Source organism: Streptomyces xanthochromogenes, from assembly GCF_014650455.1.
Lineage (GTDB): Bacteria > Actinomycetota > Actinomycetes > Streptomycetales > Streptomycetaceae > Streptomyces > Streptomyces xanthochromogenes.
This window is the reverse complement of the sequence record NZ_BMUZ01000010.1, coordinates 307,995-323,327: the sequence shown is the minus strand read 5'-3', so window position 1 is coordinate 323,327 and position 15,333 is coordinate 307,995. Positions and strand designations below refer to the sequence as shown.

At 70.0% G+C, this 15,333-nt stretch carries 16 protein-coding genes and 2 tRNA genes; 10 read left to right on the top strand and 8 right to left on the bottom strand.

Going from position 1 to position 15,333, the window contains the following annotated elements:
* Window positions 1–62 precede the first annotated feature (62 nt).
* Together bldC and IE267_RS26320 are read right to left on the bottom strand one after the other, a co-directional pair.
* Window positions 63–269, bottom strand: coding sequence for a developmental transcriptional regulator BldC (bldC, locus tag IE267_RS26325; RefSeq protein ID WP_003949541.1), 207 nt, complete (start codon window positions 267–269; stop codon window positions 63–65).
* Between the two features lie 485 nt (window positions 270–754).
* Window positions 755–1,597: a DUF8083 family protein gene (locus IE267_RS26320; protein WP_167158250.1), complete on the bottom strand. Its 843-nt coding sequence runs from the start codon at window positions 1,595–1,597 to the stop codon at window positions 755–757.
* Between the two features lie 164 nt (window positions 1,598–1,761).
* Between IE267_RS26320 and IE267_RS26315 the strand changes: the two genes are divergently transcribed.
* Both IE267_RS26315 and IE267_RS26310 read left to right on the top strand, forming a co-directional pair.
* Entirely contained in the window at window positions 1,762–2,850 is a 1,089-nt protein-coding gene (locus IE267_RS26315; protein WP_189764918.1) for a Leu/Phe/Val dehydrogenase, read from the top strand.
* A 280-nt stretch (window positions 2,851–3,130) separates the two neighbouring features.
* Complete coding sequence (locus tag IE267_RS26310) at window positions 3,131–3,394, top strand: DUF3073 domain-containing protein (RefSeq protein WP_161255807.1); 264 nt, start codon at window positions 3,131–3,133, stop codon at window positions 3,392–3,394.
* A gap of 103 nt (window positions 3,395–3,497) precedes the next feature.
* Here IE267_RS26310 and purM read toward each other — a convergent pair whose 3' ends face one another.
* Together purM and purF are read right to left on the bottom strand one after the other, a co-directional pair.
* Window positions 3,498–4,595: a phosphoribosylformylglycinamidine cyclo-ligase gene (purM, locus tag IE267_RS26305; protein ID WP_167158252.1), complete on the bottom strand. Its 1,098-nt coding sequence runs from the start codon at window positions 4,593–4,595 to the stop codon at window positions 3,498–3,500.
* 35 nt (window positions 4,596–4,630) lie between these two features.
* Complete coding sequence (gene purF, locus IE267_RS26300) at window positions 4,631–6,157, bottom strand: amidophosphoribosyltransferase (protein WP_161255815.1); 1,527 nt, start codon at window positions 6,155–6,157, stop codon at window positions 4,631–4,633.
* Window positions 6,158–6,447: 290 nt separating this feature from the next.
* Between purF and IE267_RS40480 the strand changes: the two genes are divergently transcribed.
* A complete protein-coding gene (locus IE267_RS40480) occupies window positions 6,448–6,540 on the top strand; it encodes a putative leader peptide (RefSeq protein ID WP_324901219.1) in 93 nt (30 codons plus the stop codon).
* 97 nt (window positions 6,541–6,637) lie between these two features.
* Complete coding sequence (locus IE267_RS26295) at window positions 6,638–8,050, top strand: sulfatase family protein (protein WP_229861424.1); 1,413 nt, start codon at window positions 6,638–6,640, stop codon at window positions 8,048–8,050.
* 60 nt (window positions 8,051–8,110) lie between these two features.
* Here the strand turns inward: IE267_RS26295 and IE267_RS26290 are convergent, their stop codons facing one another.
* Entirely contained in the window at window positions 8,111–8,908 is a 798-nt protein-coding gene (locus IE267_RS26290) for a maleylpyruvate isomerase family mycothiol-dependent enzyme (RefSeq protein ID WP_189764917.1), read from the bottom strand.
* Here IE267_RS26290 and IE267_RS26285 point away from each other — a divergent pair.
* Window positions 8,907–9,113: a hypothetical protein gene (locus tag IE267_RS26285; RefSeq protein ID WP_189764916.1), complete on the top strand. Its 207-nt coding sequence runs from the start codon at window positions 8,907–8,909 to the stop codon at window positions 9,111–9,113. The genes IE267_RS26290 and IE267_RS26285 overlap by 2 nt on opposite strands.
* Before the next feature lie 57 nt (window positions 9,114–9,170).
* Here IE267_RS26285 and purL read toward each other — a convergent pair whose 3' ends face one another.
* Genes purL through purS form a run of 3 tightly spaced genes read right to left on the bottom strand, consistent with a single transcriptional unit; the run spans window position 9,171 to window position 12,354 of the window.
* Window positions 9,171–11,420 (bottom strand): phosphoribosylformylglycinamidine synthase subunit PurL, encoded by a 2,250-nt coding sequence (gene purL / locus IE267_RS26280; protein WP_189764915.1) that lies wholly within the window; start codon window positions 11,418–11,420, stop codon window positions 9,171–9,173.
* The gene (gene purQ, locus IE267_RS26275) at window positions 11,417–12,097 is read right to left on the bottom strand and encodes a phosphoribosylformylglycinamidine synthase subunit PurQ (RefSeq protein WP_161246944.1); all 681 of its coding nucleotides are present in this window, start codon (window positions 12,095–12,097) and stop codon (window positions 11,417–11,419) included. Before purQ ends, purL begins: the two co-directional genes overlap by 4 nt.
* Window positions 12,094–12,354, bottom strand: coding sequence for a phosphoribosylformylglycinamidine synthase subunit PurS (gene purS / locus IE267_RS26270; RefSeq protein ID WP_078966365.1), 261 nt, complete (start codon window positions 12,352–12,354; stop codon window positions 12,094–12,096). The genes purQ and purS overlap by 4 nt, the downstream gene beginning before the upstream one ends.
* Before the next feature lie 315 nt (window positions 12,355–12,669).
* On the opposite strand from purS, the gene IE267_RS26265 reads away from it, so the two are divergent.
* The 5 genes from IE267_RS26265 to IE267_RS26245 all read left to right on the top strand — a co-directional run bounded on the left by IE267_RS26265 (window position 12,670) and on the right by IE267_RS26245 (window position 15,276).
* Window positions 12,670–12,987 (top strand): histone-like nucleoid-structuring protein Lsr2, encoded by a 318-nt coding sequence (locus tag IE267_RS26265; RefSeq protein ID WP_100579828.1) that lies wholly within the window; start codon window positions 12,670–12,672, stop codon window positions 12,985–12,987.
* Window positions 12,988–13,110: 123 nt separating this feature from the next.
* Window positions 13,111–13,182, top strand: a tRNA-Gly gene (locus IE267_RS26260).
* Window positions 13,183–13,260: 78 nt separating this feature from the next.
* Window positions 13,261–13,333: transfer RNA gene (locus tag IE267_RS26255), tRNA-Gly, on the top strand.
* Window positions 13,334–13,507: 174 nt separating this feature from the next.
* Window positions 13,508–14,461: an ABC transporter ATP-binding protein gene (locus IE267_RS26250; protein WP_189764914.1), complete on the top strand. Its 954-nt coding sequence runs from the start codon at window positions 13,508–13,510 to the stop codon at window positions 14,459–14,461.
* Window positions 14,458–15,276 carry an ABC transporter permease gene (locus IE267_RS26245; RefSeq protein WP_229861423.1) on the top strand — a complete coding sequence of 273 codons (819 nt, stop codon included), beginning with the start codon at window positions 14,458–14,460 and terminating at the stop codon, window positions 15,274–15,276. Before IE267_RS26250 ends, IE267_RS26245 begins: the two co-directional genes overlap by 4 nt.
* Window positions 15,277–15,333: the final 57 nt, after the last annotated feature.

Sequence of the window (15,333 nt, the reverse complement as noted above, 5' to 3'; positions counted from 1 at the left end):
AGCTATAGGCGGGCTCGGCCGGGGTGGGGGCCCCGGAAACGCCCGGACTATCGGGGTGTTGTTCAGGCCTCGCTGCGCTGCTGCGGAATACCCGCCAGCAGTGCGCGGACCTCTGCCTCGCGGTACCGGCGGTGTCCACCCAGGGTGCGGATGGACGTGAGCTTGCCGGCCTTCGCCCAGCGGGTCACCGTCTTCGGGTCCACGCGGAACATCGTGGCAACCTCAGCCGGGGTCAACAGCGGCTCGGCATCAGGGGTGCGAGCGGTCATGAGCGGCCTCCTCGGGAGAACCGAACCTTCTCGGTTCTTTCCTCTAAATTCTGCACCTTGACCCGCGTTGCCCGAAATGGCGGACGCGAGCCGAGTCGGTTATAGGACGAACGGCTTGTCCTCGGCACTACAACTACACCATCCGTCCAGCCACGTCGGCCAAACCGATGGAATTGCCCTCCCAGGTGTTCATCAGCGACGGAAGCCGATGGACCATGCCATAGCGGACAGTCACGCCACAGTGACGATCAGTCACAGAGCGATCAGGAGTCGTCAGACCCCCCATAGCGAGCAATACCGAGCAATCCGCCCGTAGTTGGGCGGAAGGGATCCTCCCCGGACCCCTTGTCCTATTTTGGCACGAGGGTGGGGTCTGGACGCAAGGGTGAGATAAGTGCGGTCCGTCACCCTTGGGGCAAAGGCCCGGATCAGGACCTACGTCCTGCGACGGCTGTTCGAGGGCTGCCGGATCCGGCCGGAAGGCCTCAGTTGGCCATCCGGCGTTCCTTGACGGCCCGCCAGCGTTCCGTGAAGCGGCCGTACGCCTCCTCCGCGCCGGCGTCGTCGCCGGCCCGCAGCGCGGCGATGCCCTCGGCCACGTCCGCCGCCGAGCGGTCCGCCTTCAGCCGGTCCGCGGAGAGGACGTGCACCAGGCCGCCGTAGTCCAGCTCGACCAGCGAGCGCGGATGGAATTCCTCCAGCCACCGCCCGACGTCCACCAGGCCCTCGGTCAGCGGCCCCTCCTCGATGCGGTCCCGCAGCGTGCGCAGCGCCCTCGCGAGGCGCCGCCGGGCCTGGACCATCGGGGTGCGGTAGCGCAGCACGGGCGGCTCGGCACCCTCCCCCGGTGCATACTCCCGCTCTTCGTCCGAAAAGACCGTGAACCAGCTCACAGGGACGTGCCAAACACTGGTCAAGATCCAGGGCCGGGCGTCCGGGTTCCGCTCCCGCCAGCGCTCGTAGTCCGCCTCGGCCTGTCTGCGCACCACCGCGGGCAGCAGCGCGTCGAGGACCGGCTCGGGAAACTGGTCGGCGAGCACCTCCAGGGCCTGCCAGCCGCGCAGCCTGGTCCGCCAGGGACAGACGCACAGGACCCCGTCGACCTCCGCCACGAACGCGTCGGCGCTCTCGTGCACCGGCACCGGTACGGGCGGGGTCGGCACCAAGTCGGCGAGCGCGCGCCGGAGTTCGTCCTGGGCACCTGGAGTGCGCCCGCGCTCGGCGTAACGCGCCCAGTGTTGGCGCTCGGGTTCGGGAAAGGCGGCAAGGGGCTCGTACACCCGCAGGTAGGACGCGTACGGAACGATCACCGAGGACACCACCGCCATGCCCCGCATCGTCCCACGGGCGTCCCTCGGTGACCCCCGGTGGGGGTGATCCTGAGCACTGAGCCCGATCTACGGGCGCGTAGGACTTAACCTGCTCCCGAACCAGGCCCGCCACCACCCCGGGCGGACCGTCAACCGCCGCTTCGTACTTGGGAGTCACCACCGTGACCGATGTGACCGGAGCCGATGACGTACTGCACACCCTCTTCCGCTCCGACCAGGGCGGACACGAGCAGGTCGTGCTGTGCCAGGACCGAGCCACCGGGCTCAAGGCCGTCATCGCCATCCACTCCACCGCCCTGGGCCCGGCCCTGGGCGGTACGCGCTTCTACCCGTACGCGACCGAGGCGGAGGCCGTCGCCGACGCGCTCAACCTGTCGCGCGGGATGTCGTACAAGAACGCCATGGCCGGGCTCGACCACGGCGGCGGCAAGGCCGTGATCATCGGTGACCCCGAGACGATCAAGTCCGAAGACCTGCTGCTCGCGTACGGCCGCTTCGTGGCGTCCCTCGGCGGGCGCTACGTGACGGCCTGCGACGTCGGCACGTACGTCGCCGACATGGACGTCGTGGCGCGCGCCTGCCAGTGGACCACCGGCCGCTCCCCCGAGAACGGCGGCGCCGGAGACTCCTCCGTACTGACCGCGTTCGGCGTCTTCCAGGGCATGCGGGCCTCGGCCCAGCACCTGTGGGGCGACCCGACGCTGCGCGGCCGCAAGGTCGGCATCGCCGGCGTCGGCAAGGTCGGCCGGCACCTCGTCGAGCACCTGCTCGCCGACGGCGCCGAGGTCGTGATCACGGATGTGCGCGAGGAGTCGGTGCGCGCCATCACCGCGTCGCACCCCGACGTCGCCGTCGCCGCCGACACCGAGGCGCTGATCCGCACCGAGGGCCTGGACATCTACGCGCCCTGCGCGCTCGGCGGCGCCCTGAACGACGCCAGCGTGCCGGTGCTCACGGCGAAGGTGGTGTGCGGCGCGGCCAACAACCAGCTCGCGCACCCCGGTGTGGAGAAGGACCTCGCGGACCGCGCGATCCTGTACGCACCCGACTACGTCGTGAACGCGGGCGGCGTGATCCAGGTGGCCGACGAGCTCCACGGCTTCGACTTCGACCGCTGCAAGACCAAGGCCGCGAAGATCTTCGACACCACGCTTGCCATATTCGCTCGTGCGAAGGAGGACGGCATTCCGCCGGCCGCCGCGGCCGACCGGATCGCCGAGCAGCGCATGGCGGAGGCACGTCAACACTGAGCCTCGCAGGGGCCCGTCGGCCGCGCTGAGAGACATGACTCACGCCGGTCGGCGGGTCGGGCGCCAAGAAGAGGTTAAAATCGCGGTTGACCAGCGAGGACAGGGCGCTTTGTTGGTTCTGCCAAGTGGCGCGTCATGCGGGCGGCGTACCGTATGGCCGCGGAAGCAGGTACCGTTGAAGCCCTACGGACGCGGTCTCTCCATGGAGAGACCGTTCCGGATCATGAACGCGTGTCAAGACTCTGGGGCCGTCGAGCCCCGTCACCGAGGGGGTCGAGCCATGGGGCGCGGCCGGGCAAAGGCCAAGCAGACGAAGGTCGCCCGCCAGCTGAAGTACAGCAGCGGCGGGACTGACCTGTCGCGTCTGGCCAACGAGCTGGGCGCATCTACTCCGAACCCGACAGTGAGCCAACCGCCGAACGCGGAGCCACTGGAGGACGACGAGGACGACGACCCGTACGCCCGCTATGCGGATCTGTACGGGAATGACGACGATGACGAGGACGAAGAGTCCGGTCCGTCGTCGCAGCGCCGCGGCGCTTGACTTCGCTGATCCCGCTTTTCGCAGCACGTTTTCGCTGCTCTGAGCACACCGACCCGGTCCGGGGCCTTCGCCCCGGACCGGGTTTTGTGCTGCCCGTAACGGTCTACTTCGCGTAGTCGCCGGTGAGCTCGGCGCCGTCGCGGTGATCGCCACGCCCCACGATCTCGCCGGCGACCCAGGCGTCCACGCCCCGGTCCGCGAGGGTCTGGAGCGCCACGTCGGCCGAGGCCTCGGGGACGATCGCCATCATGCCGACGCCCATGTTGAGCGTCTTCTCCAGTTCCAGGCGCTCCACGTTGCCCGCCCTGCCGACGAGGTCGAAGACCGCGCCCGGCGTCCAGGTCGAGCGGTCGACCGTGGCGTGCAGGTGGTCCGGGATCACCCGGGCCAGGTTGTTGGCAAGACCGCCGCCGGTGATGTGGCTGAATCCGTGCACCTCGGTGGTGCGGGTCAGGGCCAGGCAGTCGAGCGAGTAGATCCTGGTGGGCTCCAGGAGCTCCTCGCCGAGCGTGCGGCCGAACTCCTCGACGTGCTGGTCCAGGCTCATCCCGGCCCGGTCGAACACCACATGCCGTACGAGTGAGTACCCGTTCGAGTGAAGACCGGAGGACGCCATGGCGATGACCGCGTCGCCCTCGCGAATGCGGTCGGCGCCCAGGAGCTGGTCGTACTCGACGACGCCGGTGCCGGCGCCCGCCACGTCGAAGTCGTCGGGGCCGAGCAGCCCCGGGTGCTCGGCGGTCTCGCCGCCGACCAGGGCGCAGCCCGCGAGGACACAGCCCTCGGCGATGCCCTTGACGATGGCCGCGACCCGCTCGGGGTGGACCTTGCCGACGCAGATGTAGTCGGTCATGAACAGCGGCTCGGCACCGCACACGACGAGGTCGTCGACGACCATGCCCACGAGGTCGTGGCCGATGGTGTCGTAGACGCCCATCTTGCGGGCGAGGTCGACCTTCGTGCCGACGCCGTCCGTGGCGGAGGCGAGCAGCGGGCGCTCGTAGCGCTTGAGGGCCGAGGCGTCGAAGAGTCCGGCGAATCCGCCGAGGCCACCCAGGACCTCGGGGCGCTTCGTCTTCTTCACCCACTCCTTCATCAGCTCGACGGCGCGGTCGCCCGCCTCGATGTCGACACCCGCGGCTGCGTAGCTGGCACCGGTGCCCGCGTGCGGAGCACGCTCATTGGGTTCAGCAGATGGCATGGCTCTGGAGAACTTTCGTGTCGTACTGCAGGGTCTTACGGGCGGCGCAGGGCGTCGGCGGCCGCGGTCGCGGCGGGGCCGGAAGCCAGCTCGGACTCCAGGAGCTGCTTGCCGAGCAGCTCGGGGTCGGGGAGCTCCATCGGGTACACGCCGTCGAAGCAGGCGCGGCAGAGGTTGTCCTTGGGGATCGTCGTCGCTTCGATCATCGCGTCGGTCGTGATGTACGAGAGCGAGTCGGCGCCCATGGACGTGCCGATCTCCTCGATGGTCATGCCGTTGGCGATCAGCTCCGCGCGGGTCGCGAAGTCGATGCCGAAGAAGCAGGGCCACTTCACCGGCGGCGACGAGATCCGGATGTGGACCTCGGCGGCGCCCGCCTCGCGGAGCATCTTCACGAGGGCGCGCTGGGTGTTGCCGCGGACGATCGAGTCGTCCACCACCACCAGGCGCTTGCCCCGGATGACTTCCTTGAGCGGGTTCAGCTTGAGCCGGATGCCGAGCTGGCGGATGGTCTGCGAGGGCTGGATGAACGTACGGCCCACATAGGCGTTCTTCACCAGGCCCGAGCCGTACGGGATGCCGCTGGCTTCCGCGTATCCGATGGCGGCGGGGGTGCCGGACTCCGGAGTCGCTATCACCAGGTCGGCGTCGACGGGCGCTTCCTTGGCGAGTTTCCGCCCCATCTCCACTCGGGAGAGGTAGACGTTGCGGCCCGCGATGTCGGTGTCCGGGCGCGCCAGGTAGACGTACTCGAAGACACACCCCTTGGGCTTCGCTTCTGCGAATCGAGAGGTGCGCAGGCCGTTCTCGTCGATGGCGACGAGCTCGCCCGGCTCGATCTCGCGGACGAAGCTGGCGCCGCAGATGTCGAGAGCGGCGCTCTCGGACGCGACGACCCAGCCGCGCTCCAGGCGGCCGAGCACCAGCGGGCGGATGCCCTGCGGGTCACGGGCGCAGTACAGCGTCTGCTCGTCCATGAAGACCAGCGAGAAGGCGCCCTGGACCTGCGGGAGGACCTTGGCGGCCGACTCCTCGATGGTCAGGGGCTTGCCGTCGTCGTCCGTCTGGCCCGCGAGCAGCGCGGTGACCAGGTCGGTGTCGTTGGTGGCGGCGAGCTGGGTGGCCCGGCCGTTCTCCTTGGGCAGCTCGGCGACCATCTCCGCGAGCTGCGCGGTGTTCACCAGGTTGCCGTTGTGGCCGAGCGCGATCGAGCCGTGGGCGGTCGCCCGGAACGTCGGCTGCGCGTTCTCCCACACGGAGGCACCGGTGGTCGAGTAGCGGGCGTGACCGACCGCGATATGACCTTGGAGGGAACCGAGAGAGGTCTCGTCGAAGACCTGGGAGACAAGTCCCATGTCCTTGAAGACGAGGATCTGGGAGCCGTTGCTGACCGCGATGCCCGCGGATTCCTGGCCCCGATGTTGGAGGGCGTAGAGCCCGAAGTAAGTGAGCTTCGCGACCTCTTCACCCGGAGCCCAGACACCGAAGACGCCACAAGCGTCCTGGGGGCCCTTCTCACCGGGGAGCAGGTCGTGGTTGAGTCGTCCGTCACCACGTGGCACGCCACCGAGTGTAGGCGAGATCGACCACTGGTCCGAATTGGGGATATCGACAGCTGGGGGCCCTGCCCACTTTTGTAGCTTTCGCGCCTCGGGCGCCCCCGGCGCACCTCCGCCGCCCCCGATGGGGCATCACCGCAGGTGGGCCCGGGCGCCCCGGAAGTGTTCGCGGTGTTTGCGACTGCTCGCGGTGACGGATTGCGACCGGGTCGTGTGTGACGGAGTTCGCTCCGGTCCCGCCCCTCGGGACGCTCATTGACAGGTGCCGGTGCGCTGCGTGAGGCTCCTGCACCATGCAGCCTCTGAGTGACCTCGCGGTCACGCTCGTAGAGCGCCGGCACGTCGACCTGGTCCGTGTCGCCAGCGCCATCTGTCGCTGCGCGTAAGTACGCCCCAGACCCCGCCCCCCTGACTCCCCCACCCGCAAGGGCCGGGCCGTGACGTCCGAGGGGCCGTTCCCACCTCTTCCTCTGGAGCCCTTCCGTGCCCTCGCACACCCGGAAACTGTCCCGCCGCGCCTTCGGCGGCGCGGTCGGAGCCACCGCCGCGGCCGCAGCCGTCGGGCTGCCCACCGCCGACGCCGAAGCCGCCGAAAGCGCCGCCCCGCAGGAGCGGCCGTTCCGTGCCGCACCCGGGCGCCACTCCGCGCGGCCCAACATCCTGTTCATCCTCGGCGACGACCTCGGCTGGGCCGACCTGTCGTCCTACGGGGCGCCGCACATCCGCACCCCCAACCTGGACCGCCTGGCCCGCCAGGGCGTGCGGTTCACCGATGCGTACTCCGGCTCCGCGACCTGCTCCCCCACCCGGTTCAGCCTGTACACCGGGCGCTTCCCCGGGCGGACGAAGGGCGGTCTCGCCGAGCCCATCGCGGATCGCGGCGTGGGCCTCGACCCGACCCACCCCACGCTCGCCTCGCTGCTGCGCGGCGCCGGCTACACGACCGCGCTGATCGGCAAGTGGCACTGCGGCTACCTGCCCGACTACTCGCCCACCAAGTCCGGCTGGGACGAGTTCTTCGGGAACTTCGGCGGGGCCCTGGAGTACTACTCCAAGCTGGGCCTCGGCGGGGAATACGACCTCTACGAGGGCGACGCCGAGTACAAGGACCTGCGGTACTACACCCGAATCCTGACCGAGCGGGCGAGCGAGTACGTGCGGCGCGAGCACGACCGGCCGTGGCTGCTCAACCTCAACTTCACCACCCCGCACTGGCCCTGGATCGCCGACGGCGACACCGAGGAGAGCGCCGAGGTCGTACGCCGCATCAAGGCCGGGGAGCCGGGCGCGCTGTTCCACTACGACGGGGGCTCGGTCGCGAAGTACACCGAGATGGTGGAGGACCTCGACCGTTCGGTCGGCACCGTGCTCGACGCGCTCAAGCGCTCCGGGCACGAACGCGACACCCTGGTGTTCTTCGCCTCGGACAACGGCGGCGAGCGCTTCTCCTACAACTGGCCGCTGAGCGGCAACAAGGCCTCGCTCCAGGAGGGCGGCATCCGCGTGCCCACCATCGTGCGCTGGCCCTCCCGGATCGACGGCGGCCAGGTCAGCCACGTCCCGAACTTCTCGCCTGACTGGACCGCGACCCTCCTGGAGCTCGCCGGGGCCCGCCCCCACCCCGCCTATCCCCTCGACGGCACCAGCCTCGCCGGATACCTGCTGCGCGGCGAGCAGCCCCGCGAGCGGGACCTGTTCTGGCGGGTGCGCGGAGAGCGGGCCCTGCGGCGCGGGGACTGGAAGTACTACCGGGGCCGGAGCGGCAAGGACCAGCTCTTCGATCTCGCGGCCGACCAGCGCGAGCAGGCGGACCGCGCGCCGGACGACCCGGCCCGGCTGGCCCTGCTCCGGGCCGCCTGGGAGAAGACGGACGCGACGCTCCTCACGTACCCCTGAGCATCGACAGGTGCGGCTGACCGGCCCCAAGTACCTCTGGGTCCACCGGAGTTCGGCCGGTCACGCCATCACCGGCAGCACCGCGGCGAGGTCCGCCCGCTCGCCGCTCGCCGCGACCCGCGCCGCGTCGAGCGCCTCGGCCCAGCCGAGGCGTCCGGTGGCGAGGCGCATCCAGGTGATCGGGTCGGTCTCGACGACGTTGGGCGGGGTGCCCCGGGTGTGCTTGGGGCCCGCCACGCACTGGACCACCGCGTACGGCGGAATCCGCACCTCGACCGAGCCGCCGGGCGCCTTCACGGCGAGCGCGTCGGCGAGCAGCCGGGTGCACGCGGCGAGGGCCTGGCGGTCGTGGAGGACGTCGAGTTCGGGCAGCGCGTCGTTCAAGTCGTCGGTGTGGACGGCGAGTTCGACGGTCCGCGTCACCAGCACATCGGCGAAGGTCATCGCGCCGAACCGGGTCGGCACGAGGCGCTCGTCCGCGGTGCTCGCGAAGAGCTCCGCGGCCCGGGCGGCCCGCTGCTCGAAGAGCGCGTCGAGGTCGTCGACGGAGGCGGCCAACTCCCTTGTCCGATCGGCCACTTGAGCCGCCGCGGGCGCCGTGGCGAACGGCCAGTCGAGCAGCGCGACCTCCTGCTTCAGCGGCTCCGCCTCGGCGAGCTGGCGGTCCAGCATGCCGAGCGCCATGGTGTGGTGCACGGCGAGCTCACGCACCGTCCAGTCGCCGAGCCGGGTCGGCCGGGCGAGCTGCTCGGGCGTGAGGGTGCGGACGGCGTCGCGTACGTTGCCGAACTGGGCGAGGACGGCGGCCCGGATCTTGACCGGGTCGTACCTGCGGGTGCGCTTCTTGGCCGGGGGCATGCGGCCGAGCCTACTTCGGGGCCCGCTTCGGTCCGGGATAGCTCCCGAGACCCGTTTCGACCTTCGCGAACGCCCGCTCGGCGCGCTCGGCGGCGCGGCGGCCGGGGTCACGGCCCTCGCCGCGGTGCTCGCCGCGCGGCTGCCCGCCGACACGCGGGCCGCATCCGTACCGGCGACGAAGGGCAGGCAACTCGTCGCCGCCTGAGCGCACTTCGGCCCCGTACCCATCAACTGGGGTACGGGGCCGAGGCGTTGGCGCGTACTAGGCCAGCAGCGCGGGGATCGTCGCCTCGTGGGCCGAGCGCAGCTCCGCGAGACCGAGGCTGAACTCGCCCTGGACCTCGATGGATTCGCCGTCCACGACACCGATGCGGGTGGCCGGAAGGCCACGCGCCCCGCACATGTCGGTGAAGCGCAGCTCCTCCGAGCGCGGCACGGACACGACGGCGCGGCCGGCCGACTCGCTGAACAGGAACGTGAACGCGTCCAGGCCGTCCGGGACGACCAGGCGGGCGCCGTTGCCGCCCTTGAGGCAGGACTCGGCCACGGCCTGGACCAGACCGCCGTCGGACAGGTCGTGCGCGGCGTCGATCATGCCGTCGCGCGAACCCGAGATCAGGATCTCGCCGAGCAGCTTCTCGCGGTCCAGGTCGACCTGGGGCGGCAGACCGCCCAGGTGGTCGTGGACGACCTGGGACCAGGCCGAGCCGCCGAACTCCTCGCGGGTGTCACCGAGGAGGTAGAGCAGCTGCCCCTCGTTGGCGAACGCGATCGGGGTGCGCCGGTTCACGTCGTCGATCACACCGAGCACCGCGACCACCGGGGTCGGGTGGATGGCGGTCTCGCCGGTCTGGTTGTACAGCGAGACGTTGCCGCCGGTCACCGGGGTGCCGAGCTGGAGGCAGCCGTCCGCGAGACCACGGGTGGCCTCGGCGAACTGCCACATCACGTCCGGGTCCTCGGGGGAGCCGAAGTTGAGGCAGTCCGAGATGGCGAGCGGCTTCGCGCCGGAGGCCGCCACATTGCGGTAGGCCTCGGCGAGCGCGAGCTGGGCGCCGGTGTACGGGTCGAGCTTGGCGTACCGGCCGTTGCCGTCGGTCGCCATGGCCACGCCCAGGTTCGACTCCTCGTCGATCCGGACCATGCCCGCGTCCTCGGGCATGGCGAGCACCGTGTTGCCCTGCACGAAACGGTCGTACTGGTCGGTGATCCACGCCTTGGAGGCCTGGTTCGGGGAGCCGACCAGCCGGAGGACCTGGTCCTTCAGCTCGTCGCCCGACCGCGGGCGCGCCAGCTTGCCCGCGTCGTCGGCCTGGAGCGCGTCCTGCCAGGAGGGGCGGGCGAACGGGCGGTGGTAGACCGGACCCTCGTGCGCGACGGTGCGCGGCGGCACGTCCACGATCTGCTCGCCGTGCCAGAAGATCTCCAGCTGGGAGCCCTCGGTCACCTCACCGATGACGGTGGCGATGACGTCCCACTTCTCGCAGATCTCCATGAAGCGCTCGATGTGCTGCGGCTCGACGACCGCGCACATGCGCTCCTGCGACTCGCTCATGAGGATTTCCTCGGGCGAGAGGGAGGAGTCGCGCAGCGGCACGGTGTCCAGCTCGACCCGCATGCCGCCGGAACCGGCGCTCGCAAGCTCCGAGGTCGCGCACGACAGGCCCGCGCCACCCAGGTCCTGGATGCCCGCGACCAGCTTCTCCTTGAAGATCTCCAGGGTGCACTCGATGAGGAGCTTCTCCTGGAAGGGGTCGCCGACCTGGACGGCCGGGCGCTTGGCCGGGCCGGTCGACTCGAAGGTCTCCGAGGCGAGCACCGAGACGCCGCCGATGCCGTCGCCGCCGGTGCGGGCGCCGTACAGAACGACCTTGTTGCCGGGACCCGACGCCTTGGCGAGGTGGATGTCCTCGTGCTTCATCACGCCGATGCAGCCGGCGTTGACCAGCGGGTTGCCCTGGTAGCAGGCGTCGAAGACGACCTCGCCGCCGATGTTGGGCAGGCCCAGGCAGTTGCCGTAGCCGCCGATGCCCGCGACGACACCGGGCAGCACGCGCTTGGTGTCGGGGTGGTCGGCCGCGCCGAAGCGCAGCGGGTCGACGACCGCGACCGGGCGGGCACCCATGGCGAGGATGTCGCGGACGATGCCGCCGACGCCGGTGGCCGCGCCCTGGTAGGGCTCGATGTAGCTGGGGTGGTTGTGCGACTCGACCTTGAAGGTGACCGCGTACCCCTGGCCGACGTCCACGACGCCCGCGTTCTCGCCGATGCCGACCAGCATCGCGTCGTTCTCGGGGACCTTGTCGCCGAACTGCTTCAGATGGACCTTGCTGCTCTTGTACGAGCAGTGCTCGGACCACATGACGGAGTACATGGCGAGCTCGGCGCCGGTCGGGCGGCGGCCGAGGATCTCCCGGATGCGCGCGTACTCGTCCTCCTTGAGGCCGAGCTCCTTCCAGGGCTGCTCGACGTCCGGGGTCTCGGCGGCGTGCTTGACGGTGTCGAGGCTCATGCGTTGACCAGCTTCTTCAGGATCGAGGTGAAGAATCCGAGGCCGTCGGTACGCCCCGTACCGATCAGCGGCTCCACGGCGTGCTCGGGGTGCGGCATCAGGCCGACGACGTTTCCGGCGGCGTTGGTGATGCCGGCGATGTCGCGGAGCGAGCCGTTGGGGTTCAGGTCCAGGTAGCGGAAGGCGACCCGGCCCTCGGCCTCCAGCTCGTCGAGCGTGCGCTCGTCGGCGACGTAGCGGCCGTCCATGTTCTTGAGCGGAACCTGGATCTCCTGGCCGGCCTCGTAGTCGGCGGTCCAGGCGGTCTCCGCGTTCTCCACCCGCAGCTTCTGCTCGCGGCAGATGAAGTGCAGGTGGTTGTTGCGGAGCATGGCGCCCGGCAGCAGGTGCGACTCGGTGAGGATCTGGAAGCCGTTGCAGATACCGAGGACCGGCATGCCGGCCTTCGCCTGCTCGATGACCGTCTCCATCACCGGCGAGAACCGGGAGATGGCCCCGGCCCGCAGGTAGTCGCCGTAACTGAACCCGCCGGCCAGGACGACCGCGTCGACCTGCTTGAGGTCCTTGTCACGGTGCCAGAGCGGGACCGGCTCGGCGCCGGCGATGCGCACGGCCCGCAGACTGTCCCGGTCGTCCAGCGTGCCGGGGAAGGTGACAACGCCGATGCGTGCAGTCACTTGGACTGCTCCTCGACCTTGACGGTGAAGTCTTCGATGACGGTGTTGGCGAGGAAGGTCTCGGCCATCTCGTGGATGCGGGCGAGGGCGGCCTCGTCGACCGGCCCCTCGACCTCGAGCTCGAAACGCTTTCCCTGACGTACGTCGCCGATCCCCTCGAAGCCGAGACGGGGCAGTGCGCGCTGCACCGCCTGTCCCTGCGGGTCGAGGATTTCCGGCTTGAGCATGACGTCGACTACGACGCGTGCCACTGGCACTCCCGGTGTGGTGTGGTGCGAAGGCGGTTCCACCACAGTACCCGGCCAAAAAATCTACGCGGGTAGATATAGTCGAGGCCTGATCACGTTCCGGTTTCGGCCGCGACAACACGTGGGAAAAATCCCGAGAAAAAGTCGCCGAAGTCATTGCGTTGAGACACGCTGATGCAATTGGCTGGGCTTCACATTGCAATGGGTGCCGCTGTACAAAGGAATCCCAGCCAAAACAACATTGCTCCATAACAGCCGGAAGGCCGGTATCGCCGCACGTCAGGAACGCGGGAGTGGCGAGACCGTAGGAAGGAACCGATATCCGTGGCTCAGCGCGTAGTGGTCACACTCTCCGATGACATCGACGGCGGAGAAGCGGCGGAAACGGTCACGTTCGGCCTGGACGGAAAGGTCTACGAGATCGACCTCAATCCCGCCAATGCAAAGAAACTGCGCAAGGCGCTCGCGCCTTACGTGACGGCGGGCCGCAAGCACGCGAAGTCCGGGAAGACCTACCGGCACACCTCCGTCGCGCCCGACCCGGCGGCCGTCCGCGCCTGGGCACGCTCCAACAAGATGGACGTGCCGGCCCGCGGCCGGATCCCCAAGAAGGTCTACGAGGCCTTCGCCCAGGCGAGCTGACCTCCGGTCCGGGGTGGTCCTGCGGCCGCCCCGGGCACCGGAGTTGCAAACCCCCCCTGCTGATCAGCTAGAGTCTGGAGCACGCCGAGGGGCAAGGCCGAAAAGCCAAGTCCACCGGAGCGTGCGGGTGTAGTTCAGTAGTAGAACACCCCCCTTCCAGGGGGGAGGCGCAGTGTGCAATTCCTGTCACCCGCTCTGCATTGCCTGCCGGCCACGGTTGTGGATCAGGTAGGGTAGTGCTCGCGCCGTCCAGTGAGAGCTGGTCGGAGGCATGCGGACGTGGCTCAGTTGGTAGAGCATCACCTTGCCAAGGTGAGGGTCGCGAGTTCGAATCTCGTCGTCCGCTCAGGAAAGATCAAGGCCCCGGTTCATCGAACCGGGGCCTTGGTCGTATGTCCGGCCGCGCGCGTGCCCGGTCGGTCCCTACCCGGCCAAGTGCCGTTCCGCTCCTGACATTTGTCATGTGCGGCGATGACAGCGCGCACTGCCCCGGCGGCCCCGGCGGCGGAACGCTTGAGGCATGGCAGGCACAGCGAACGTGATCGAGGTCGAGGAGCTGCGGCGCACCTACGCCGGGGGCTTCGAGGCCGTTTCCGGAATCTCCTTCTCCGTGGCACGCGGCGAACTCTTCGCGCTGCTCGGCACCAACGGGGCGGGGAAGACCTCCACCGTCGAACTCCTCGAAGGACTCGCCCCGCCCAGTGGCGGCAGCGTCCGGGTGCTCGGGCACGACCCGTACACCGAACGCGGCGCGGTGCGCCACCGGACCGGGGTGATGCTCCAGGAGGGCGGCTTCCCCGCCGAGCTGACCGTCGCCGAGACGGTACGCATGTGGGCGGGCTGCACCAGCGGCGCCCGGCCGGTGGCGGAGGCGCTCGAACTCGTCGACCTGGCCCGGCGCTCCCAGGTACGGGTCAAGCAGCTCTCCGGCGGCGAGAAGCGCCGGCTCGACCTGGCGCTCGCGCTGCTCGCCCGGCCCGAGGTGCTCTTCCTCGACGAGCCGACGACGGGCCTGGACGCCGAAGGGCGGCGCGAGACCTGGGAGTTGGTGCGCGCGCTGCGCGACGGCGGCACCACCGTGCTGCTCACCACCCACTACCTGGAGGAGGCCGAAGCGCTCGCCGAGCGGCTCGCGATCCTGCACGAGGGGCGCATCGCGGCGAGCGGCCGGGTCGACGAGGTCGTCGCGGCGCAGCCCTCGCACATCTCCTTCGAGCTGCCCGACGGCTACCACCTGGGCGACCTGCCGCCGCTCGACCGGCTCGGCATCACCAGCCACGAGAGGGCGGGGCGCACCGTGCGGCTGAAGACCAAGGAGCTCCAACTCGCCGCCACCGGGCTGCTGTTGTGGGCCCGGGACAGCGGGGTCGAGCTGCGGGGGCTCGATGTGCGCTCGGCCTCCCTCGAAGAGGCGTTCCTGAAGATCGCGCAGGACCGGCGCGGCGACAACGCGGAAAGGGAGGCCGTCCGATGAGCACCACCCTGGACGCGGCGCGGAGCCCGGTACTGGAGCCCGCGCGGGCCCTGAAGAGCTCGGCCGACCGCATGTCGGCGCTCGCCCGCGCCGAACTCACCCTGCTCGGCCGCAACAAGTCCACGCTGTTCACCGTGCTGCTGCTGCCGGCCACGCTCACCGTCTCCATGTACGGGACGGTCAACAGCGTCGACCTGGGCAAGCAGGGGCTGAACGCCGGAACCGTGCTGCTGCCCGGCTCGCTCGGCTTCGCCCTGCTGTTCGCCCTGTACTCGCCGCTGGTCGGCATCTACGTCGTACGCCGGGAAGAGCTCGTCCTGAAGCGGCTGCGCACCGGCGAGCTGCACGACCGGGAGATCCTGGCGGGGGCGGCACTGCCCGCGGTGCTCATCGCCCTCGCGCAGTCCGCGCTGCTCGTGGTGGGCTGCTCGGCGTGGCTGCACGTGCCGCTGCCCGGGGCGTGGTGGCTCGCGGTCGTCGGCCTCCTGCTCGGCATGGCCATGACGGGTGCGCTCGCCGCGGCGACCGCCGCCCTCACCAGGACCGCCGAGGCCGCCCAGATCGCGGTCATGCCGCTGATGTTGGTCTCCACCGCCGCGTCGGGCCTGATCGTGCCCACCGACCTCCTTCCCGACAAGGTGGCCGCGGTGTGCGACATGCTGCCGCTGACCCCGGTGATCCAGCTGATCAGGAGCGGCTGGACGGGCGGCGCCGGGGTGGGGGACGTACTGCGGGAGCTGCTCGTCGTGGTTGTCTGGACGCTCATCGCGGTAGTGGTCGTGCGCAAGCGCTTCCGCTGGGAGCCGCGGCGCTGAGACGAGGGGGCGACGGCGTGGTCGGCGGAATACGTGGCTGGTACCAACGCCACTGGG

Excerpts from the sequence above, each read along its gene's own strand:
- IE267_RS26320 (WP_167158250.1), bottom strand. The coding sequence starts at position 1,597 with ATGGCGGTGGTGTCCTCGGTGATCGTTCCGTACGCGTCCTACCTGCGG.
- bldC (WP_003949541.1), bottom strand. The coding sequence starts at position 269 with ATGACCGCTCGCACCCCTGATGCCGAGCCGCTGTTGACCCCGGCTGAG.
- IE267_RS26245 (WP_229861423.1), top strand. The coding sequence starts at position 14,458 with ATGAGCACCACCCTGGACGCGGCGCGGAGCCCGGTACTGGAGCCCGCG.
- IE267_RS26290 (WP_189764917.1), bottom strand. The coding sequence starts at position 8,908 with ATGCCCCCGGCCAAGAAGCGCACCCGCAGGTACGACCCGGTCAAGATC.
- IE267_RS26285 (WP_189764916.1), top strand. The coding sequence starts at position 8,907 with ATGCGGCCGAGCCTACTTCGGGGCCCGCTTCGGTCCGGGATAGCTCCC.
- IE267_RS40480 (WP_324901219.1), top strand. The coding sequence starts at position 6,448 with ATGCAGCCTCTGAGTGACCTCGCGGTCACGCTCGTAGAGCGCCGGCAC.
- purM (WP_167158252.1), bottom strand. The coding sequence starts at position 4,595 with ATGCCATCTGCTGAACCCAATGAGCGTGCTCCGCACGCGGGCACCGGT.
- purL (WP_189764915.1), bottom strand. The coding sequence starts at position 11,420 with ATGAGCCTCGACACCGTCAAGCACGCCGCCGAGACCCCGGACGTCGAG.
- IE267_RS26250 (WP_189764914.1), top strand. The coding sequence starts at position 13,508 with ATGGCAGGCACAGCGAACGTGATCGAGGTCGAGGAGCTGCGGCGCACC.
- IE267_RS26310 (WP_161255807.1), top strand. The coding sequence starts at position 3,131 with ATGGGGCGCGGCCGGGCAAAGGCCAAGCAGACGAAGGTCGCCCGCCAG.